General features: G+C 62.3%; 15 protein-coding genes and 1 tRNA gene. 3 read left to right on the forward strand and 13 right to left on the reverse strand.

Annotated features, from left to right (window positions below; all coding sequences use genetic code 11):
• Positions 1-55: 55 nt before the first annotated feature.
• Positions 56-673, reverse strand: a complete 618-nt coding sequence (locus tag ACYP33_RS05000) for a TetR/AcrR family transcriptional regulator (RefSeq protein WP_414451439.1) — start codon at positions 671-673, stop codon at positions 56-58.
• Positions 674-765: 92 nt separating this feature from the next.
• On the reverse strand, positions 766-1,542 hold the full coding sequence (xth, locus tag ACYP33_RS05005) for an exodeoxyribonuclease III (protein WP_414442544.1): 777 nt from the start codon (positions 1,540-1,542) through the stop codon (positions 766-768).
• Positions 1,543-1,786: 244 nt separating this feature from the next.
• On the opposite strand from xth, the gene ACYP33_RS05010 reads away from it, so the two are divergent.
• A tRNA-Met gene (locus ACYP33_RS05010) sits at positions 1,787-1,863 on the forward strand.
• Positions 1,864-2,107: 244 nt separating this feature from the next.
• Here ACYP33_RS05010 and tssJ read toward each other — a convergent pair.
• The 11 genes from tssJ to tssB form a co-directional block, all read right to left on the reverse strand.
• Positions 2,108-2,635, reverse strand: a complete 528-nt coding sequence (gene tssJ, locus ACYP33_RS05015) for a type VI secretion system lipoprotein TssJ (RefSeq protein WP_459620092.1) — start codon at positions 2,633-2,635, stop codon at positions 2,108-2,110.
• Positions 2,636-2,648: 13 nt separating this feature from the next.
• Positions 2,649-3,773, reverse strand: coding sequence for a type VI secretion system baseplate subunit TssG (tssG, locus tag ACYP33_RS05020; RefSeq protein WP_459620094.1), 1,125 nt, complete (start codon positions 3,771-3,773; stop codon positions 2,649-2,651).
• The gene (gene tssF / locus ACYP33_RS05025; protein WP_459620096.1) at positions 3,737-5,551 is read right to left on the reverse strand and encodes a type VI secretion system baseplate subunit TssF; all 1,815 of its coding nucleotides are present in this window, start codon (positions 5,549-5,551) and stop codon (positions 3,737-3,739) included. Before tssF ends, tssG begins: the two co-directional genes overlap by 37 nt.
• A 9-nt stretch (positions 5,552-5,560) precedes the next feature.
• On the reverse strand, positions 5,561-7,153 hold the full coding sequence (gene tssA / locus ACYP33_RS05030) for a type VI secretion system protein TssA (protein ID WP_459620098.1): 1,593 nt from the start codon (positions 7,151-7,153) through the stop codon (positions 5,561-5,563).
• Positions 7,150-10,923, reverse strand: coding sequence for an ImcF-related family protein (locus tag ACYP33_RS05035; RefSeq protein ID WP_459620100.1), 3,774 nt, complete (start codon positions 10,921-10,923; stop codon positions 7,150-7,152). The genes tssA and ACYP33_RS05035 overlap by 4 nt, the downstream gene beginning before the upstream one ends.
• Positions 10,920-12,095, reverse strand: coding sequence for a hypothetical protein (locus tag ACYP33_RS05040; protein ID WP_459620102.1), 1,176 nt, complete (start codon positions 12,093-12,095; stop codon positions 10,920-10,922). Before ACYP33_RS05040 ends, ACYP33_RS05035 begins: the two co-directional genes overlap by 4 nt.
• A gap of 229 nt (positions 12,096-12,324) precedes the next feature.
• A complete protein-coding gene (locus tag ACYP33_RS05045) occupies positions 12,325-13,230 on the reverse strand; it encodes a tetratricopeptide repeat protein (RefSeq protein WP_459620104.1) in 906 nt (301 codons plus the stop codon).
• A 13-nt stretch (positions 13,231-13,243) separates the two neighbouring features.
• The gene (locus tag ACYP33_RS05050) at positions 13,244-15,961 is read right to left on the reverse strand and encodes a glycoside hydrolase family 19 protein (RefSeq protein WP_459620106.1); all 2,718 of its coding nucleotides are present in this window, start codon (positions 15,959-15,961) and stop codon (positions 13,244-13,246) included.
• Between the two features lie 9 nt (positions 15,962-15,970).
• A complete protein-coding gene (locus tag ACYP33_RS05055) occupies positions 15,971-18,310 on the reverse strand; it encodes a type VI secretion system Vgr family protein (RefSeq protein ID WP_459620108.1) in 2,340 nt (779 codons plus the stop codon).
• A gap of 84 nt (positions 18,311-18,394) precedes the next feature.
• Positions 18,395-19,927, reverse strand: coding sequence for a type VI secretion system contractile sheath large subunit (gene tssC, locus ACYP33_RS05060; RefSeq protein ID WP_459620110.1), 1,533 nt, complete (start codon positions 19,925-19,927; stop codon positions 18,395-18,397).
• Between the two features lie 73 nt (positions 19,928-20,000).
• A complete protein-coding gene (tssB, locus tag ACYP33_RS05065; protein ID WP_459620112.1) occupies positions 20,001-20,513 on the reverse strand; it encodes a type VI secretion system contractile sheath small subunit in 513 nt (170 codons plus the stop codon).
• Between the two features lie 423 nt (positions 20,514-20,936).
• Between tssB and tssK the strand changes: the two genes are divergently transcribed.
• Both tssK and ACYP33_RS05075 read left to right on the forward strand, forming a co-directional pair.
• Positions 20,937-22,289 carry a type VI secretion system baseplate subunit TssK gene (gene tssK, locus ACYP33_RS05070; protein WP_459620114.1) on the forward strand — a complete coding sequence of 451 codons (1,353 nt, stop codon included), beginning with the start codon at positions 20,937-20,939 and terminating at the stop codon, positions 22,287-22,289.
• 26 nt (positions 22,290-22,315) lie between these two features.
• Positions 22,316-22,875: DotU family type IV/VI secretion system protein (locus tag ACYP33_RS05075; RefSeq protein WP_459620116.1), on the forward strand; the 560-nt coding region annotated here is incomplete at its 3' end.

Genomic DNA, 22,875 nt, shown 5'->3' on the forward strand with positions numbered 1-22,875 from the left:
GCGAAGCGACGACGCCGCGAAGCGCGCGGTCGTTCTTGTCGTGTCTGTGGTTCGCTCAGGCCGCGCGGCGCGCGTCCGGCGCGGCCAGCGATGCGCCGATCATGGCCAGCATCGGCCGCACCGCATCTTCCAGCAGGTCGCGCTGCGGCCGCACGCGCGCCAGCACGCGCAGCCCCATCAGCATCGTGAACAGCATCCGCGACACGTCGCGCGCGGCCAGCGTGGCCGGAATCGAGCCGGCGGCCTGCCCCGCCTCGACGCAGCGCAGGAAAAACGCCTCGACGTCCTTCAGGATCGATTCGAGCACGGGCTGGAGATCGGCGTCGTGCGGCGCCAGTTCCACGGCGGCGTTGACGATCAGGCAGCCCTTGCGCTGCGCATCGTTGACGGTCAGGCGGATGATCTCGTCGAAGAACGCGACGATCGCGTCGCGCGGCGGCAGGCGATGCTCGAAGCGGCGCACGCGGTCGCGGAAGCCGCCTTCGACGTAGCGCTCGAACGCCCGCATGTAGAGCGCGCGCTTGTCGCCGAACGCGTTGTAGACGCTTGCGCCCGTCATGCCCATCGTGGCGGCCAGGTCACGCACCGAGGTGGACGTATAACCGTACGCCCAGAACTGCGCGATCGCGGCATCCAGTGCGGCGTCTTCGTCGAATTCGCGTGGGCGAGCCATCGCTGCTTGCTTCTCCGTGTCGTGGTGCGGCCGCCGTTGCGGGCCGCGCCCGACATTTTAGATCAATCGTTCTGGAACGTGCCGAGCCGCGCTCAGTCCAGCGTCGCGATCACCGGCGTATGGTCGGACGGCTGCTCCCACTTGCGCGGCTCGCGGTCGACTTCGCAGGCCGTGAGCGTGGTGGCCAGCGCCGGCGACAGCAGGATGTGATCGATGCGCAGGCCGGCGTTGCGGCGGAAGCCCATCATCCGGTAATCCCACCAGGTGAAGGTTTTTTCGGGCTGCTCGAAGCGGCGGAACGCATCGACGAAGCCCATCTCCAGCAGCGCCGCGAAATGCGCGCGCTCCTGCGGCGACACCAGGTTCTGCCCTTCCCACTTGGCGGGATCGTGCACGTCGCGATCCTCGGGGGCGATGTTGTAGTCGCCGAGCAGCGCGAGCTTCGGATAGCGCGCCATTTCGCTCTTGAGCCAGGCTTGCAGCGCATCGAGCCATTGCAGCTTGTACGTGAACTTCTCCGAGTCGGGCGCCTGGCCGTTCGGGAAATAGGCCGAGACGATCCGCACGCCATTCACGGTGACCGCGATCACGCGCTGCTGCGCGTCCTCGAAGCCGGGGATGTTCTTGACGACATCGGTTTCGTCGACGCTCAGGCTGTCGCGCACGAGAATCGCGACGCCGTTATAGGTCTTCTGGCCGGTAAACCAGCTGCGATAGCCGGCCGCCTCGAGATCGGCCTTCGGGAATTTCTCGTCGGGGAGCTTCAGTTCCTGCAGGCAGAGCACGTCGGTGTGGCTCGACGCGAGCCAGTCGAGCACATGCTGCTTGCGCACGTTCAGGGAATTGACGTTCCAGGTGGCGATCTTCATCGATGCGGAGTTCCGTGGTGAATCAGGGGCGGCGCGCGCATATCGCGCTTGCGCGGCGAGGCGGTTCGAAGGGGGTGCAGACACGCCGGATATCGCGCGGGCGGCCTGCGCCGCGCGGTCAGACCGGCTCGACGGGAGTGTACCAGCGGAGAGGATTTGTTCCGTTCGCACGGGCGCCGTGAAATTTTTTTCGCGCTAGCGTTTGACACATGCGCGTAATACCCCTATACTCGGTTTTCTCAGACGCGGGGTGGAGCAGTCTGGCAGCTCGTCGGGCTCATAACCCGAAGGTCACAGGTTCAAATCCTGTCCCCGCAACCAGATATTCAAAGGGTTACAGCTATCGGCTGTAACCCTTTGTGCTTTTCGGGCCGCTTTTCGTCTTGCAGTTGGTCGTGCAGTTGCCGCGCCTGCCTCAACGTAACGCCATCGCTTGCTTCGCAACCGAACGTGCGCCGCCCAACCGGCATCACGCCCGGGTTACGTCCCCTCCTCTCCATCGATCGTCGTCACAAGACGGCAGCACCACGTCGACGTTCAACCATGGCAACCGGATGACCGATCGCTAACGCGACGAATCAGCGGCCCCCCCACAGGCCAACACAATCTGATCGACCAATTCGAGCATCAGCGGCTTGCCCGCATCGAGCTTGTTTTTCTCGATCACGAATTTCCATCCATCGCCGCTACCGGGGTAACGATAGAACGCCACGACGGCAATAAATTTCGTGTCGGCCCGCATCGGCTGCGAAAGACTCGCGGCCCCGCCCGGGTTCAGCACCGTCGCGAGACTCGCCTGCAGATCCCGCGCCAGCACGACCCGGTCGTTTTTCAGCAGATCCTCATAGGACGCACCGTCGAACATCTTGCGATCCTTCAACTGATACACGCGCACGGCAACCGACGTCGCACGCCCCGCCTCGTCGGGATTCAACGCTTCGCGAGCGGACAGATCGACGTCGAGCACCTTGACCTGCTTGAAGAACGTTGCGCGGTACGCACTCGACGACGCATCGGAAACGGCCTGCCAGGCGCCGCATCCCGACAAAAGCGTGGCAACAGCCACGGTGAGCAAAATAAAACGAATAAGCATCGGCCATCTCCGATCAGGCAGGTTGAAGCAAATAGGGATTCGGCTCGGGTGCGGGAACAGCGAGGTAGCGACCGAGCGCAATGTTGATCAGGCGTTCGCCCTCGGCGGGCAGCACCGTAGTCCATCCCAATCGCGGCGCGGGATCGAGGTGCCCTCGGCCGATCGCCGGGCGCGGTACGAACCGTGACGACATCTCCATGCGCAGGTGGACATCGGCCTTGACGCCCACATACAACTGCACGAATGCCATCAGATCGCGGTGCAGCGCCCCACCGGGCAACAGGCCATTCGCCTGCCGCTCGTCGGCGGGTCGCAACGTCACACGCACAGCCCGGCCGCGGTAGGTCATTCGCTTGCCCAGGACATAGCCGCTACCCAGGCCGCCGCGCCGGCCGTTTTCCGGTTCGGCGCCGGCGCGCGCCGACGTCAGCGGACAGGGCCGGCCGGTCGATGTCATGACAGGCCAAAACTCGTCGACCCGCACGCCTACGCCCGGAATCGCCAACGCCACCACGCCCGCCAATCCTTCCGGCGTACGCGTGCGCTGAATCAGCAGCCCCAACAGCGCCAGCATCCTCGAATCGGGCAAGCCCGCGCGCTTCGGCTTGTCGCCCCAGCCGAACCCGGCCAGGCAAAGCAGGTTGCGCGAATGGACGTCCACGCCGCCGGGCCGGAAATGTTCGGGGTAACGGTACTTGCGCCACGCGCGATACAGCAACGTGACGTACCGGTGATTGAACTGATCGAGAAACGCCTCGACCGCCTCGTGCCCTTCCTCGCGCAAGGCGATCTCGTCGATCATGTGCGACGGCATCGCCGCGTCGACGCCATACAAGCCCATGAACGTCGTGCACACGACCGGCGGCGCATCCGGCCACACGTCGTCGAACTCGACCGACGCCACTTCGCCGGTCGGAAAACCCAGGCGCGGCCTCGGCCGGAAACGCACCGGCTCGTGATCGAGCGCATCGCGCGTACCGAAGCCGGCGCGATCGGGCGCGCGCAACTCGAGCAACCGGCAAAGCTGCATGAAGTTCATGCGCGGTGCGCGCGCCAGCAGCGACGCGACGAGCGGGTCGAGATTCGGAAGCCCGCTGTGTGTCATAGCGCGGCTCGCTGCGCCTTGCTTCGCGGCCATTCGATCCGCTCCTGCGAGGGCAGGCTGGTGATTGCGAGCTTCGTGAACAGGTTGAGGTCGGCATAGAGCGCGAAGAACCGGTGCAGCAGTTCGCCGAACAACATCAAATCGCCCTCCCCGACGAATGCGTGACTGTCGAGCGTGACCTCGATCGCGACGCCCCGCTCGACCGAGCCGCCCGATACCTCCTCGATCAGCGCCTGCGATACCCACAAGATGCCCGCGAGCCGACGACGGTTCAATTCGTCGTCGGTCCAGTCGTAGAGCGCGAGCGCGCCGCGCAATACTTCCGCGTTCATCATCGACAGGAAGTTCGGCGCCAGATGCGACAGCACGCGCCATTGGAACCGGTCGTCGGTCGGCGGATACAGCGGCAACGTCGGCGAAACGAGATTGCGCACCCCGGCGACGTTCTGCGTGCTGCCCGCAAGCTGGTCGAGGCTGGCTTCACGCAGGCCCTTGCGCGGCAGCATCCCGTTCGTGCCCGTTACACGCAGCGACAGGCTTTCCTCGGGAAGCGCCTCCCTGGCATCCCACGCGTGACCGCCGAGGATCACCCAGGTCTCGTGCAAGCCCGACATGCCGGGCCGCACCCGCGAATGGAAATAGCGCTCCGGCGCCTCGTGGCGCAGCATGCCGCCGCGGTGCCGGAACGTCGCGAACGGCACGTAGGCATATCGCTCGGCCGTTTCGTGATCGAACGCCTCGATCGCATCGACGCAATACGTTTCGACATGCTCGCGCTGATGGCCGGCCGGCACCACGCGATACTCGGTTTCGTGATGGTCGATCTCGATCGGCTCGGCATCGAGTTCGAACAGGTTGATGACCGGTGAACAGAACAGCCGGACGTTTTCCGCGCCGAAGCGCTGGTCGGTCGGGTAGGCCTGCGTCAGCACGATCTCCAGCTCGAAGCGGGTCGCGCCTTCGGGCAACGCTGCAACGTCCAGCCCGCAAAGATCGACAAACAGGAATTTGTCGCGGAACGTGAAATATTCGAGCAGCAGTTGATACCCCGAGAACCCCGCGTCGGCATTCGGCCACAACCGCTCCTCGGTCGAGAACCCGGCCGGCTCGATCGTGACGCCTGCGAGCGGCACGGCGTCTGCGTCGCGGACTTCCGGTATGCGCCAGACGATCGTGTCGATCCGACGCGTCAGCGCGAGGTGCATCGCGAACGCCGTCGGCAGGTCCGCGCTCAGATGCAGACGCAACCGTGACAGGTCCGTCTCCGTGCGAAGCGCCGATCCGTCGAGCGCGAAGCCGAGCCGAATCACCGAGCGGCCATCCTGGCGCAGAGCCGGGCCGGCATGCGTGATCGCGATCGGCTGCAACGCGACGGGCTGGGTGGTGCGATACAGGCACTGGACCGTCGTCGGTGCCGTGCCCTCCGCACCGGCGGCCGGCGGCACCGGGATCGGTGCGGAGCGCACCGGCACGCCGGCCGGCACGATTTCGGTCTTCTGCAACTTGCCCGCGAGCGGCGCCAGCTCCACGATCGACAACGACGGAATCATCCGCAGATAGTGCGGCCACAACAGGCTGACCAGCCCTTCGGTCAACTCGGGCAGTTCGTCGTCGAGCTTTTGCCGAAGCCGGCCGGTCAGGAATGCGAAACCTTCGAACAGCCGCTCGACATAGGGGTCGCGATCGCCGACGCGATCGAGGTTGAGCAGGCGGGCGCGATCGGGATGCGCCTTCGCGAATTCCTTGCCGGATTCACGCAGGTAACGCATTTCCGCTTCGTAATAGCGCAGGATCGGATCGTTGTTTTCCATGGACTTCCGTTACGAATGAGTCAGCGCGCGCGCCGGGTCGAGCACGGTCAGCTCCGCGTGCAGGTCGGCGATGCGGCGCGCCAGCGCCGGCTTGTCGGCATCCTTGCGGTGGCTCGTCGCCGTCAAGGTGCGCACGAGTTGCTGCTTGACCTCGAATGCCAGCGACGGCTCCCAGCGAATCAGAGGGAGCGATCCGGCCAGCGCGTCGAGTTCGGCCAGCAAGGCGAGCGCCGCATCGGGCCGCCCGGCATGGTCGGCCAGACGCGCCATCACGAGCCGTTGGAGATAGCGGTGCCGCGCGGTCTTCATGCCGGGCAGCGCATCCAGCCACGCGAACGCGGCCTCCACGCCATCGCGACCAGCGAGATCCCGCGCTTGCGCTTCGATTTCCGGCCAGTCGCCGGCCTCGCCTTCGCCATTCGCCGATACCGGCAGCGGCTCCACCGCCTCGCCCGCCTCCAGGTCGCGCACCACCGCGTGGCGCGCGATCCATTCGAGCGTCGTGTCGTCCGCGAACGGTGTGCCGTCGTCGAATGTCAGTCGTTCGATGCCGGGCAGCCGCGCCAGAAACAACGCGAAATCCGCGCGCAGCAATTCGCTCCATGCTCGGTATGGCGCGCCGACGTGATCGAGCGCGACGTGCTGGAAATATTGCAGATCGAACCAGAGGTGATTCACGCCCTCCATGAACGCCCCCTCCACGCGTTCGAGCAAGGTGTGCCATTGTTTCTGCAGCACAAGGCGCTTCATCTGCTGGCGCAACTCGGAACGCGGCGGGACGAGACGCGTATGCAACGCCGCATCCGATGGCGGCACGTCGTGCAAGGTGTCCCATCGGACGCTGCGCACAACGCGCGCCGCCGGCAGGTAGCCGTTTTCCTGATCGCGCAGCCACGCCGACATCGCGCGGGCCTGCTCGAGCAGATCGCGCGCCGACGCTATCGATCCGCCCACCGCGCTCGGCGAGACCACCATGGACGGGATTGCCGCGTCCGCACCGACGCTGCGAACCGGCTCGTCCTGGCCGTGGAAGCGGGCAACGAGCGGCTGCAGATTCGGACGCGCGGCTTCGGGCCACGCGCTCGTTCGAGCGACGAGCCTGTCGAGCGCCGCCATCACACGCCCCGCATCGGCGGGCGTGAACGCGTCCCGGCTATCCAGCGTTTCGATCATTCGGGCCGTTGCGAACATGTCCAGCGCGGCTCGCTTCGCTTCGGCGCGCGCCGGCGACATGGCTTCGCCAAACCGGTCGACCAGCCACGCAGCCAGCTCGATCGCATCGGCAAACCCGGCCGGACCATCCATGCGAAGCCGCGCGAACGCGTAGTAGCCGGCCAGACGCAGATCCTTGCCGGTCTCCTTGAGCAACTGCTCGCAGAGACGAGCAATCAATCCGTCGTCGATGCCCGACAGCTTGTTCGCCTCGTCCTTCAGTTCGAAGAACGCGTCTTCATAACCGGGGTCGCGACCGCATGCGTGCTCGCCCGCGATCGGGGCAAGCCACGCCGCCCAGGGTTCCTCATGCGAATCGAGCGGCGAATCGAGCTGCGAATCGCTGCGCGGGCCGACGACGAGCGTCTTTACGAAATGGGCAAGCGTCATTGAATGTCTTCGAGCGCCAATGCGTCGCCCAACAAGCGGAGGGCGTATCCGAACGGGCGGGACGCGGCATCGGACGATGACGCCATCGTCACCGGCGGCAACATCGCCGCGTGAGGATCGGTTGATGGAACACGGCCGCCGGACGTGACCCGCGGCGCCATCGTTTCAGGCGATTTCGTCGCGGTGAGTTGGCGGTCTGCCGTATCTGCATTCGTGGGCATGGCAGCGTCCGGCAACGGCACGTGGCCCGGAAGCCCCGGCGGCAACGGCACGGTGGCATGACGGGCGGCCACGATCGCCTCGGCCGGAAGTGGCGGCGGATTGGCCGTCGACGCGATCGGCGCGGCGTTCACGGCCCCAGTCACGAAAATCCGTGCCGGCAGCATGAAGCGGCGCAGTTGCAGCACGTCGAGCGGCCCCGCGCCGGCCTCGCTGCGCAGTTGCACCTTGAGCGCCATGCCCTGGCTCGTATCGGGCGCCCAGGTCAACAGATAGCGGGCGCTATCCTGCTGCGACACCTTCGCGTGCTCCAGCAACCGGATCAGACCGAATCGGCCCTGCGAATCGAGCGCCGTGCGCAAACCGCCCTGCTCGGTCCGCCATTCGATGTGCGACAGATTTTCGAGCGATTGACCGGGCCACTCGAACGGCGTCCACGCCTGTTTCTGATTGAAATAGTGCAATTCGCGCCCGGACAGCACGACCCTCATGTCGGTCACGCCCGGTATCGGCACGGCCTGCAGTTCGTATCGCACCTGCGCATCGCCCGACGGAAACAGGACGGTGGCGATACGCGTGAGCAGGTTCAGGCTGGCGAGGAACGCCGGGTCGATCGTCAATGCACCGTGGTTGGCGCCCTGCGCTGCCACCCAACGATCGCCCTGGCGCTCGACCACGCCGCCGAGCTGCGTCGCCACGAACTGCGTGATCACGCCGTGGTCGGTGCGCATGAAGCGCGCCATCTCGGGAAGCGACGCATCGTTATCGGAATCGGCGAACGGATAGCGGCCAGAGAACGTCCGATTCCAGTCCGCGACGATCGCGGTGCGCCAGATCTCGTTCAGGCTGGCGGCTGCCGGCTGCGCGACGACCTGCCATGTCTGATCGAACGGCGCACGAAACAGCTCGCCGAAACCCGACCACTGCTCGCCCAGGCTCGCGGCCAGCCGACTCGCGTAATCGCGACTGTCGGCAATCTCGGACGTTCTGCCTTGCAGGACCGATTGGGCGGCAAGCCGTGCCATCGCATCGGGATCGGCACCGGCGACGATCTGCGACGCCTTGAGCCGCATCGCCGTAACCCGCTCAAGGTATCGCGCGAGGCTCAGATCGCCCGTTGCGGCGAGCGGCGCCGCCTCGCCGCTCGCCGATACGCCGGCGCCCGGATCGCTGCCCGTCAGCCTCAGGATCGGGCCGAAGGCGCTGGCCAGCGGCGCGAACGGCGAGCGGGCCTGTTTCGACGGATCCTTCTCGCCGCCGCCGACGAGTTGTTGCGCCTTGCTGACCAGGTTGTCGGCAAGCGACTGCGCGTTCGCGCCAGCGCCGGCTTGATAAACCAGTGCGCTCATCAGCGCGACGAGCGGCGAGCGCTGCGGATCGCCAAGCAGCGTCAGTTGGTCGGCCGTGGCCGACAGCGTCGTCGCGCGCTGCCAGCGCAGGCCGTTGAGAAACAGCGCCCAGGCTCGCGCGTAGTCGTCGAAGTAACGCTGGCGCAGTTCGACCTTCAACGTCGATGGCGCCGGGTTCACGGCCTTCACGTCGGACAGCACCCAGTCGCCGGCCACGGTATGCCGCCCGCTCGCTTCGTCGATGGCCTTCGCGATCCGCTCGTCCCACGCGGCACGCGTGAACACGCCCGCCACGGTTGCCGTCGTGTCGAACAAGCCGCGGCTGCTCGTATCGCCCAGCAGCTTCACGAGCGAGACGGGCGGATATTTGGCCTTCGCGTCGTCGAGGATCTGCTGGTAGACCGCATCGGTGGAGTTCTGAATGCCGCGCACGCCGATCACCGTCTGGCGTGCCGAGGCAACCAGCGCGAGATCCGGCGCCATCGCCTGGCGTGGAGCGCGCCCCAAATGGTCGGCAAGAAACGTGATCGTGTGCTGGCGCAGGTCCTCCCAGGCGCCGGGCGACAGAGGCGAGTTCGCGGGGCGGGCAGGTTCGGCGGTCGCGAGCAGTTGCGGCGTCACGAACGCGGCGTCGGTGCGGTCGGGCCTGGCGAGCATCAGATAAGCCTTCAGCGTGTCGTAGGCGGCCTGCACCTGCGCGTTGCCGCCTACGGCGATCTCGGCGTCCGACAGGGACGCGAGCCGACGCAGACGCGCTTCGAGGTTTTGGCGGATCGGTACAACGAGGATAGGGCTCGCGGCGGCGGCGTAGTTTGGCCACAAGGCGTCGAGCAGCGCGCCATCGCGATTCAGGCCGAAACGCGCAAGCCACGGTGCGCCGTCGCGCCGATGGATTTCGAGCGTGTCGATCTGACGGTCGAGATCGTCGAGGGCTTGCAAGGCATGCGAGCGATCCTGAACGGCGGATAGCTGCACGACAGCACTGGACGCATGCTGGATGGTGGCTCGATTGGCCAACCCCGACAACATCGTGCCGCCGATCCAGCAGCCCACCAGGCCGGTCGCGAGCCAGGCGGCGACCATCGAAAACGAGAGGCCGACCCGGCGGCCGTGGATCGTGCGACTGTGGTTGGCGACGGTCTGCCAGATTGCCCGATGTTGCGGGTCGATCGGCGTTGCGGGGTTCGCGTCGGCGGAGATCGGTAACGTCGGCTCCTTGAAAAGTGGTGCGAACAACACCCCGTGGACAGCGCGGCACCCGATACGCGCCTGAGCGGTTTGCTTCACCCAAGCAGACAACGCGCTTCGCAGGCTTGAAATATGTTGCGACAGCTCGGCGGGATAACGATCGTCTGCACGCCGCGTCAGCCGGACGACGCCGGTATCCGCCAGATTGTCGGCCAGCGCCTGCAACGATGACTCGATCTGCTTCTCGCCGACACACGAGTCGGACCAGGTAAAACCGATCGCGTCATCGGGGCTCGACGTGTCGCTGCCGAAATCGGTGACGTTGAGCAGATAGATGGGGGCGGCCCAGCGCAAAACGCGTGTCTGGCGCGCGAGCTGTGCGGCGAGCGTGTCGGTGTCGAATGGCGGAACGGCCGAACTGCGATGTCGTGCCACCGCCACGACTGCGTCGACCGGACGGCGGCGACGCAAGCGGCGGATCTGGTCGAGCCATCCGGTGTCGAGCGTGTCGCGAGTTTGGCTGGCGTACAGCAGCACGATGTCGCCGGCAATCAGATAGCCGGTATCCACGAGCCCCGGTGCAAGACGCTTTACCAGCGATTTGTCGCCGGTGATGAGGACCCAGCGTGTGCGGGAGAGCCCGCGTCGGCCGTGACGGTGTTGGAGCGCATTGCGAAGCGCTGCGGCGCATCCCGCTTGGCCCGGTGTTTGCCTCGGCGCCTCGTGGCCCACTTGCGCTACAAGCCGGCCTGCATCGTATCGATCGAACCAGCGAAGCGCTTTCAGCGACGCGATCCACAGCAACAGGCCTTCGATATATTTAATCAGCAGGAGCGCCACCAGCAACGCTGAAAACAGCGAAATTTCGATGATGATCCGTGTGTCGAAGGACCATCCGTAACGCGGTCCCGCTCCCCATACCGCAATGCCCAATGCAAGGAAAACAATGGCGATCGCGATGCCGATGAAAAAAGCGGCCGATCGAGTCCAAAGATCATTTTTGTTGTCGTTCATCTCTGCTTTCTGCACACGAGGGCGGTCAGCCCGTTGCCTTCCCCGCTGACCACCATTTGCGGATCTCCTGTCGTCCGCGCGCGTTCTGCCGCGAGAGCGACGGCCAGCCAAGGCCCCGCCCCGGAGCAATCTCCGACCGATTCTTCGAGTACGTTCCATTGCGTTGCGTCGGCCGATGACGCGGCGGGTTGTACCGCGCCCGCGTTATCACGAGTCAACCCATGCGCCCAAACCGTATGCAATCGATCGCGCGAGGATTGCCCCCAACGGGCAGCCAACTCCAGCGTGGCACCAGCGGCATCCAGCGCGGCCGAGGCGGGACGATGCAACCGCAGCCTGCTCGATCCGGCGGCTGATGCAAGCGCCTGGTGCCCGACAAGCAACGCGACCCCGGCCTCCGCGACGCCATCGGGCAACGTCGAGCTAATGGCATCGCGAAGCTCGATGGCAACCAACAGATGAACCGTGTCGACGTCGCGATCGTCGAACCAGGCATCCACGCCGAAAAGGCTGGGCGAACGTTCTTCCGGCACCACGCGCACCGTCAACCCGGGCACACGTTCGGCAATCCGTTCGCGTATCAGGCCTTCGACTACATCGAATTTCAGCCTGGATCGATGATGAAACTCGATCTGCAATGTCACTCGCGGCGGAAGCGCTCCGAGTGGCAGCGCAATGCGGTCGATCAAGCGTTCGAGAAGCCATTCACCTACGCCACGATGACGAATATGTTCATCGACCTCGTTACCCGGCTGAAAATGCATGGCAGGAACGTCGAACCATCGCGCGTTGACGTCAGTAATGACGGATGCCGCGCTGGGTCGTAATTTCGCTGCGCGCGCTCCCGTCAATACCTGCTCAAGGGCGTTTTCCGACTCGTCCGCAGCAAAACACCAGCCATGACCCAATATCGCCAGTGGCCGGCTCGCGCGTGCATGGCACGCCAGCTCCGCGGCATCGCTCACGCGGTTCGTCGCAATGGCCTGATTCCGGCGGACGCTGAGAAATCCGAGCCATGCAAACAAAATCAAGATCCAAGCCAGAAACGGATAACCGGCGACACAGACCCAAAACCACGCCGTGCTGGCCGGACTGCCACTCGGCCAGAGCGTCAACGTCAACCCTGCCCCCGCTGCCATGACGAGTATCAGCAGGATTGTCCAGACAATCATCGAGGCCCGCGGAGGAGGCGGTACCGCTATCCGTGGCGGCACCCGCTTGAAATCGACAGGCATCGCTTACCGAACCTGCGTTCCATCGATCGAGGCAATCGGGAATGCTCCCCGCCGTGGGTGATCGTCATCGTGCGACAGCGGTGCCGTGCCGTCACCTTCGACACGCTCGCTGCGGTCATCCTTCACATCGACTTCAAATGATGGTTTTTTCATATCGTCAGCCACATCACGATGACATACGAGCTTTATAAGCACTCAAACGATCAAACACCCTCCCCGGAATTTTTTCTCCACGCCCAGCAGCAAACATTTCATCCCGATATTTCACATAGAGGCCGATACCTTGCTGCCGATACCCAACCTGCCAATAAACATCCGCGAGATTCAGTTTCGCAACGACTCTGCCTGGAAAATTCCGAACGATTTTTTCAAGAAGAACCATGGCGTCATCAAACCTATCGGCCTCGGAAAGATAAAAGGCAATATCATTGATATCGCGTACATTTTTCATATCAATATAATCAGACAACTCCGAAACACCATAAGAAGGAAGCATGTCGATATACCGCTTCAATCGCTGCCGGTCATTCACCGAATTTCTAAATTCCCTTAGCTCGACAACAATATTCCGAGCCACTTCCGCGCGTGACCGATATGCGTACTCGCCTTCCTCCCCGATGAAGGGACAGCCGGCCACCCTGGAAACCTGTTCCGAGGGCACCAACACGCCTGCCGCAACATCCGCCTTCTCTCCGGACACTGCTCTAATCAGACACCAATTTCCTTTCTTACTACTCCATTCATAAACATATTCATGCACTTGCCCCCCCGTACCGAAACAGCTACCGTCAATCACCACTTGATTGACAAACGGAAGCTGATACATTGCCAAGATACTGCATTCGTCAAATTTGACGACATGATAAGTAAAATTTTTCTTCACGGACGGTGAGTAATAATTAATCAGCAATCCAGCCCCATCCGCACTGTTTTCGTACTCGAACCGTCCCAATTCAGAGCCGCCCTCGAAGTGCCCAACCATGACGACTCGGTCATGAGCGGCGCTCACCGCCCCTCCCCAAAGGATCAACACAACAGCAATCCCAACACCCACCATTCGGGATAAATTCATGGCACCGCGCTCCTCAGGATTTCAACACTTTCAACCGATTTTCCACAAAGCGCCTTACCGACTCTTTTTTTGGAAGGCCATACCAACCATGATCCTCGGGCCTGTCGCTTTTTTTCAGGCGCTTTCTGGAAATATCATCGAGGTCGAGATATCGTTCATAACCCTTAAGCGCCTCCGCGACAGATTTCGCGCTTATTCCGGTTTTATCGAGGCCGGGATCATGCCACATACCCCATGCACAGGAAGCCCGCTTTTCGTTGTAGGCCTTGCTTTCCTCGAATTGATACACACCGCCCCTATTCAATTTCAAGCAACCTTCAATCCCTAGAACCTCGATCGCTTTATTCAGGTAAGACAGCCGATCGTCGTAACCCGTATACCCGCCGTTAATTTTCCTCGTGATCCATATGAAATCATCACGATCACTTGCCCCGACCAGCGAAGCATTAATCACATAAAACCATGCAGCCGAAAGAAGCGCATGAGGTGATCTTTCGAGCGTCTCCATCGCAGGCTTTCCCGATGTGACGTCTTCCCCCGAAAATGCTTGATAGGCACGGTAGTTTTTTTCATACGTGAGTTGCATGAGACCGCGCCCACGCCATGGATCGTATTTCAGTGTGCCTTTTCCATACGACTCCAACGTAGCACTCAATGCTCCGCTCTCATGAAGAAGCTGGGCCAGGAAGTGCGCTCTGGACAAGCAAGAGTCGAATTGATAGTCAACAAAAGATTTATTCAATGCATCGACATACTTGTTTAGCGTTTTTTCGCTCGTATGAACGGCAATTCGCTTCAGCATCGACGAAGTCATTTCCCGGCCTTTGCATGAGCATCCCTGTGACAACTGAAACCCTCCGACCAGGCCGATCGGATTAATATGAAAAACATCCGGCCCAGGAAAGCCCGGTATCGCGGATTTGACCGCATCCCACCAGACAAGATTGTCAATTCGCTTTTGCTCTTCCTCGTACTGCGGCTTCGGTCCTGTCTGCTTTTCCAGCTCGCTGATCAATCGCTTCCATTTTTCCGGATTCGCCCACTCGCTTTCATGTTTGACGATCAGCCGGGACGCAGCCTGCATCAGCCACGGATACCCACCTTGTTCCGTATGCGACAGCGTACAAAGCTCATCGGCCGCTTGCCTGCCATCTCCGTTCGAAAACAAGGCGTCATATACGCTCTGCATCAACGGGCTGAGGTTCGGTCGCGAAGCGGGCTCGGCAACATCGGCGTTGCTCATGTAGTCCATCCACTTCCCGGGCGTCGCGAAGATCGTATGTGCCGATTCATGGCTGTCCGCCAGGCACTCGAAATCGATCCACTTTTGCGCAAACTCTCGCGTCACCCTTCCGCCAGGGAAATTAAAGTCGCGCACCCAGCCGTCTATCGGTTCGCCCAGCGCATTGACGCCGTCAACATGCCACCAGTTCACCGGGAAGCCTGGATCAGGACTCGGATGTGGCTCGTCAAAACGACGGTTCGAGTTCCGCGCCAGTTCAGCGAGCGAATACCTTTGAACAGCGTTCGTTTTTCTCGAGTGTGGGTCCGAACCCGGGACAAACTTGTTGTCCGGCGTACGTCGATACAACACCGTGCCCGACGCAATTCGCAGCGTTGTCGGCTCGACCGGCAGACCCAGTTCTGCCCAATCCTCTTTGTGCGGACCGTGCTGGTTGACCCAGGCACGTCCTTGCTCAAGGAAAGAGCAGATGCTGTCGTCACAAAACACCTCGATATGCGCCATCCGGGTTTCGGACGAGCATTCGCTCAACGAGTCGTAGCGCCCGATGTGACCTATCAGATCACCGGCCTTGACAGGCACGCCACCGTCATTGCCTTGGGGATCGTCACGCGTGCACATTCGATCCGTCATGGTGATGACCTGGTCGAACATCGAATCCGGAATGAACGCTTCAACGACCGGCCCACCATGTTCCTGGCCGAGATAAATCCAGCCCCCGACAGCACGTGCCGGCTCGACATATTCACCGGACACGGGTGCATGCAACAACGCGCCATGCAATTCCGTCACTTGCCCCCAGCGCTTCTCTTTCTTGCCAATACTGACGCTTGCCCCTTGCGGAAAAATGCCGATGATTTCCCCATGCGGCACGCTTTTGCGCACCCGCAGCCCTTGCTGCGCCGGGTCCGCTGGCTGTCCATTCCGCCCCGAGGCCGGCCTGTCTCGTGCGTACTGCGTGACCTTCCACTGCCTCGGCCAGTACGAAGGCTTGTCGCGCTTCGGGAAGTTCTCGTAGTCCTCCCAGGACATCAAATGCATGGACAGGCTGTAGAACGTCAGTTTTATGTGTTGTGGAAACTCCATCGTGTGACGCACTAATGCAAAGCCGGTGCTGTACGGCGACTCAAACGTCAATCCGCCTTCGCTCGCAGCAAACTCGCTAATCGGGTATGACTTGTTTGCTCGAAATGCAATCAACACGCCGTCGGCGATGCAACGAATTCCCGCGTCGAGATCCAGCGACTGTCCTGCGCCACCCTCGGTAACGTGAATACCACCGTGCCACATCCCCCTGCGGCTAACGAGATAGGTGCCCGACTGCTCACGCTCGGCCAATAGCCGGTAAATCTCGTGCTCGCCCATAAACTGCGTCGCAACTTTTGAGCCGCCGTGCCCCTTTCGAATGAATGGAAAGACAAAAGGCAGCGGCTTCAGCTTGACCGTGGCCGATGCAGGTGGTCGTGGTAAAGAAGGGGCGCCAGTCATGATTGATATTTATTCCGAGAACCCGAAGTTCGGCGCGCCCTTCACGTCATTGAGCGGTGCCTTGGACCATGTGGGAAATCGGAAGCCGCCACCATCCGAGTTGCCGACGCTCAAATTCCCCCGCAGCTCGATTTCTCCGATCGGGCTGCCGAGCGTGATTTTGCCGCCCGAGAGCTTGATGTAGGCCCCTGCCCCATCGCCGATCGTGACGCCCTTGCGGCCTGTGACGACGATCGCGCCCTCCGACGAACTGACCGTCATGTCCTGCATCGACATCAATTCCATCGCGTCGGATTGCGCCTGCACCTGCACCTTGCCCTTGGCGGCAAAAAGCCGGACGCCAAACCGTGCCGCGAACAACGAGATTGCCTCGCCGGCAGCGACCGCGATACGTTTCATGACGCCGATATCAAGGCCGCCGCCTGCGGTAACGAACATCTGCTTGCGAGCCGCGACTTGAATTGGCCCACCGCTTGCGAGGCCGATGCCGTCGGGCGCGGTCGCCACGATCACCGGCTTCTGCAGGCCCTTGAGCTTTTGCTGGATCAACTCGCGCTGTTGATCGACGTCGGCCTGGAGTGCCTTCGCAGCGTTTGCCGATTCATTCAGTGCAATCAAGATCTGCTCGGCCTGTTCGAACGTCAAATCGGCATCCTGCATGGCGAGTTGGGTGCCTGCGGCGATGGGTTGTCGTTCGGCTGTGACAAGCACGCCTTGCGCGCCGCGAACTGCCGCGACGCCATCCGTTCGCAGTTCCGCCCCCCTCCCGCGCTCCTTGCGATCCGCATCGACCATATGCCCAAGATTCAGCTCACTGGCCAGGAACGGCGTGGTGAGGTGAATATGCTCGACACCTTCCCTATCCTCCATCCGCAACTCGTTGTTCGCGGCCGTCCGAACGATATTGCGCGTGTGATTGAGGTGATTGACCAGATCCGGATGCAGGCTGTCGTGCATCGCGCCTATGATCACGGGCCGGTCCGGGTTTCCCCCCGTAAAGACGATCGCCACTTCCGCGCCATCGATCAGCGGAAAGTGATACCCGTAGTTGTCCCCACTGTACGGTTTGGCAAACCGCACCGGCCGGCTCGTCCCCCCGGGGCTCCACGCGTCGAGATCGAACGGCAGCTTGATCACGTACCAGCCCTGCTCCGTCAGGTACGCGTACGGATAATTGCCCGGCGACGTCACGCGAGCCGGCAGGATGCCGCCGATCGACGGCCGTTCGATCGAGGCCATCGACGTACGCCAACGCCGGTCCGACGGAATCCCATCGAAGGTCACCGAATACGATTCGCTCCGGCCACCGCGCGATTGCGTCGACGTCACGAAAATCCCGTGCCGCGCATCGGCCGGATTCGGGTCGATGCGCAGCACCTCCCCCGCTTCGATCCAGAACGGATTACCCGTTCCCTTGAAGATGACCTGCTTCGCCAGGCATTCCTCGTGACGCAAGCGCGCTACGTTCTTGCCCTCTTCGGGCGTTTCGTAGTGCTCGCCCCAGCGGTAATCGATACCGTCCGTGGTCTTGTCGTCACGCGCGGCGTTCTCTTCAACGAACAGGGATACGCCGGCATGGCGATGGTTGTAGTCGTGCAGCCGCACGGCCTCGGGCACGCGCTGCGTCCGCTTTTCAAGGGTATGGATGGCGTCGGTGCCGGAACTCTCCAGCCCCGATTCCCGGCGGTACGAAACGATGCGTGGCTTGCGCGCGTAGGCATCCAGATCATCGCCGAACACGACCATCGCGTGATCCTTCTTTTGCTCCCAACGGAACCAGATCCCGGCTTCGGCGCAAAGGCGCCGGATGAACGCAAACGTCGTCTCGTGGTACTGAGTCACGTATTCGCGGCGCTTGTATTGGCTGCGCAACGCGAACCTGAAGTCGACCCCGGCGCGATAGCCGTGATGACGCAGCGTATCGGTCACGATCTCCTCGACCGACTGCTTCTGGAACAACCGACACGTCACACCACGGTTCAGATCGGCGAGCCGCGGTTCGAGCCGGACGCGATAATGCGTCTGGTCGGCCGAGGTGCCGAACTCGTCGAATTGCGTGATGACACCATGGACCGTATAGGCCGGCGGCATCGTGCTGAATTGCTCGGCGCTCTCCCCGAACATCCGGCGCAAATAACCCAGGTTCGGATCCACCGGCGCCACGATGAATTTGGCGGGGCGCCCGACGACCTGGTTCATCGGAATGCCGGCCATCGGGCTCGTGAACTCGATGTCGTAGCAGTACAGCTCGCTCACCGCATCGCGCCCCGCGAAGCGGAGTACGGAAGCTGGCGCCGGGTGCGGCGCCAGCTTCAATTCATATGCCTGCGACGGCAGTACCATCGACATTTTTTTCTCTCAGGTTCGCCCGCACGGCACCGACACCGGAGCAAGGTCAGGCGCTCCGGTACGTCATGCGACGGGAAACATCGATCAGCCCTTGGCCTTCGGCATCTGCGACACCAGCGACAGCCCGATATCCATGCCCTCCACCTGGAAATGCGGGACGATGAACAGCTTGATGCGGAAGAAGCCGGGGTTGTCGTCGATGTCCTCGACGCTCACCTTCGCATCGCGCAGCGGATGCGATGCCTGAAGCTCGTCGCCCGGGTCCTTCATCTCGGTCACCAGCCCCTTGATCCAGTTGTTCAACTCGAGCTCGAGCAGACGCCGGTCCTTGGTGGTGCCGATGTTCTCGCGCTGAATCAGCTTCAGGTAGTGCGCGATGCGCGAGAGCAGGAAGATGTACGGCAAGCGCGCATTGATCCGGCTGTTGGCCGTGGCTTCCTTGGTCTCGTACAACGCCGGCTTTTGCGTCGAACTGGCCGAGAAGAAGCAGGCGAAATCGTGGTTCTTGTAGAACGACAGCGGAATGAACCCGAGATTCGCAAATTCAAACTCGCGCGTTTCCGGGATCAGCACTTCGGTCGGGATCTTCGGCTGCACGCCCGTGCCGAGGTCGTACAGGTGCACCGGCAGATCCTCGACCTTCCCGCCCGCCTGCGGGCCGCGAATCTGCACGCACCAGCCGTTGTTGATGAAGCTGCGCACCATGTTGGCGGCGAACGCGAACGACGCGTTGACCCACAGATATTTATCGTGATCGGGGCCTTTGACCGCCTCGTCGTAGTTGAACGCGCGCACCGGCGTGGTGTCCTTGCCGTACGGCAGCCGACCCAGCACACGCGGCATGGTCAGGCCGACGTAGCGTGCATCGTCGGTATCGCGGAAGCTCTTCCACTTGATGTATTCGGCGCGATCGAAGTAGTTGCCGATGTCCTGAATCGCCGCCACGTCTTCCATCGACTGCTTGCCGAAGAACGCCGCACCCACCGAACCGATGAACGGCATGTGCGCTGCCGCCGCCACTTTCGAGATGTTGCGCAACAGCGCGATATCCACCGGCGAATTCGCGAACTCGAAATCGCTGATCATCGCGCTGATCGGCTGGCCGCCGGGCGTGTCGTATTCCTCGATGTAGGTGAGCCGATACAGGCCGCTCTGGATCAGCTCCGGCGTGTCTTCGAAGTCGCGCTGCAGCGCGTCCTTCGAGACGTCCAGCACTTCGATTCGGGCGTTCTTGCGGAAATCGGTGCGAGAAACCAGCATCTTGAGGCCGCGCCAGCGGCCTTCGAGCGCCTGGAATTCCGGCGTATGCATGACCGCATCGAGCTGGCGGCTGATCTGCCGATCAAGCTGGCCGATATGGAAATCGAGCAGCGACTTGTCCAGGCGATCGACCGGCCGGCTTTCCTTCGCGATCAGGTTGAGCAGCGCATCCATGCCGCGCGCGACACGCTCGTCGGCCGATGCCTCGGACAACGCATCGTTGTCGCGAAACGCCTCGATCGGCCGCGCTTCGGCCACCGGTTTCAGGTTGATCTTGTTGCACAACGCGGCGTACACGCTGTCGTGGTCCAGCACGAGCGTTTCCGTGATGCCTTGCTGCGATTCGTTCTGATGCATGGTTCTGTCGGCCTCGTTTCGAATGGATGAATGATTGCGGGAAGCGGTCACGGCCGTCTTCGGCCGGCCGCGATCACGCATGGCCTTCCTGTTGCAAGGTGGCCGTGGCGATCTGCCCGAGCTCGCCACGCAACTTGTCGGACAGGCGCCGATCCTTCAAAACCTTCTCGAACTCGCGGCGGAACGTGCCGTTATCGAGCAGGTTCGACTTGAGGTCTCGCAATAGATTGCGCATGGCCAGCATGGCTTGCAGCTCCGGAATCTGGCGGGCAACCTGCTCCGGCTCGAAATCCTTCATCGAGCGAAACGAGAGATTCACCGGCAGTTCCGAGCCGTCGCCGGCCAGGGTATTGGCCGCCGCCATCTTGAGATCGGGTGCGTAGTCGGCCAGAACGGCATCGAAATTGTTCTTGTCGACGTTGACCTTGTTCCGCTCGGCAAGCGGCGCCTGCTCACGGCCTGCGCTGAAATCGCCGGCAACCAGCAGCTTCAGCGGAAGCTCGACCTTCTTCCGGGCCCCGCCCGTATGCAGATCCAGGGTGATCGAGACGCGACTCTTCGGAATTTCGCGCTGAAAGCTATCCATAGGATTCCTTATCTATCTCTCAGGTTCATGACGCCTTCGGAGCGCCTTTTATGTGATGGCTGCCGTTCGTACCACTTCGATTCGAATCGGAATTAAACATGTTTACCTCATCAACGTCAAAGAATTTTAATTCCCAAAAAAATAATTGAAATTATCATTCCATCTTCACCAAAATTTCGTCAATCACCCAATTGCGAATTCCCACTCACATGGTGTAAGCATAATCATCGACGGGAATGACAATCAATAAATTTGACGGGAATCAAATCTAAGCAGATCCGCAACTATTCATCTTCGAAAATATCTTAAAAAATCCATCACCTTAATATCCAAACAAAAACTTAAGATCAGACCAAAAATATACCGACAAAGATAAAAATAATTACCTCGTAAACAGCGCACGACAAACCGACGACCACACCTATGCGGATCCACAAACCGCTCTGGCATGAGGGCTTGATCCTCACGCAACAACACTTCCAGCAACAGGAACGATGGGCCGGGTTCGCGATGCAGCAGATCGCGGCGGCGGCACTCGCCGAGCCATGGGGCACCCTCGCCGTCGAAATCGACGAAGAGGCGCTGGTCACGGCGCGCCTCAAGCTCACGCGGCTGATACTGCGCTTGCCCGACGGCACGCCGATCGACACGACCCTCGCCGATGCGCTGCCTGCCGCTCGCGACCTGACGCAGGGCGTGCCCGCCGATCTGCAAAGCGTCGTCGTGCTCGCGGCGCTGGCCTTACCGGATGCGAACGGCAGCAATTGCCGCTTCGACGAAACCACGCTGGCGCGGCCCCGTCGCGCATATCGAGAGTTCGCCAAGGTCACTGATCTGAATGGAACCGACGTGGCCGAAATCGCGGCCGAACGTCATGCGGTGCGGCTGCTGTTCGACTTCGAGTCGCACGCCGACGACACGGTCTGCGCGATCGCGCGACTCACCCGTGGTTCCAGCGGTCAGTTTCAGGTCGATCGTCGGTTCGTGCCGCCATGCCTGACGCTCGCCAGCCATGCGATACACCTCGAACGAGTCCATCGCCTGGCCGATATCCTGCACGCCAAGAGCCTGGCGCTCGGCAGCCGCCGCAGCGAACGCCTCGAGCAGGTGGCCGAATACGGCGTGGCCGACGTGCAGTTGTTCTGGCTGCTTCATTGCATCCACGCCGCATGGCCGCAGCTCAGGCTGTTCGCCACGCACCCGGGCCGGCCACCCGAGCACTTGTATTCGACGCTCGCCCAACTGGCGAGCGCGCTCATGACGTTCTCCACCAACGCCCGGCTCACCGACATTCCGGCGTACGACCACGCCTGCGCCGACGAGGTGTTCGCCACGCTCGAATCGATGATTCGCACGCTGCTCGACGCCATCATTCCGTCTCGGGTCGTGTCGATCGATCTCACCCGCAAAGGTCCGACCACCTGGTCCGGCCAGTTCCTCGACGAACGCATCGTGGCGGACACGGCAGACTGGTATCTGTCGATCAACGCGCCGCTGCCCGCGTTCGAACTGGTCGAACAATTCCCGCGGCTTTGCAAGATCGGCGCGCCCGACGATGTCGAACACATCGTCAATTCGGCGCTGCTCGGCATTCCGCTGAAGGCCGTGCAACGCGTGCCGGGCGCGATTCCCGTGCGCCTGGACAACCACTACTTCGCGCTGGACGCATCGAGCACGGTGCACGCGAAGATGCTTGCCGCGCGTGCCTGCCAGATCTATCTGCCCGCATCGATCCCGGATGCGTCGCTCGAACTCTACGCGGTGCTGCGTTCATGATCACTTCGCGTCCCGATCCCCAAGCGATGTCCCCGACGCCGAGCGTCTTGGCCGGCAATCCGCCCGGCGAAGGGATTCGCGATTTGCTGCGCGACACCGCGCTGCTGGTGACCACCCTTGCCTCGGGCGGACACACGCAGGACGCGCATGCGTTGCGTGAGCGCTGCAAGCAATTGGTCGAACAGTTCGGGAGCGATCTGGCACGACGCGGCTTTCCGGACGACGTGCGCAACGAGGCGCGGATCGCCCAATGCGGCTTGCTCGACGAAGCCGCGCTGCGGTATTTGCCCAGCGAATTTCGATCCGGATGGGAGCACACGCCGCTGCAAGTGGAGCAGTTCCATCTACATGACGCCGGCGAGCGCGTGTTCGAGCGGCTCGATGCTCGCCTGCTCGAAGCGTCGCCGCCCATCGCGCTGCTCGAGTGCTATGCGGCGATCCTCGGCATGGGCTTCGCCGGCCGATATGCCCGCTCCCGCGCGGCTGAACGGACCGTCCTGATCGAAGCGCTGAACGCCCGGCTCGAATCGCTGCCGGCCTCCCCGGATCGTCCGTTCATGACGCATCGCGGCGGCCGACGCGCGTC

Source organism: Burkholderia sp. 3C, assembly GCF_054589155.1.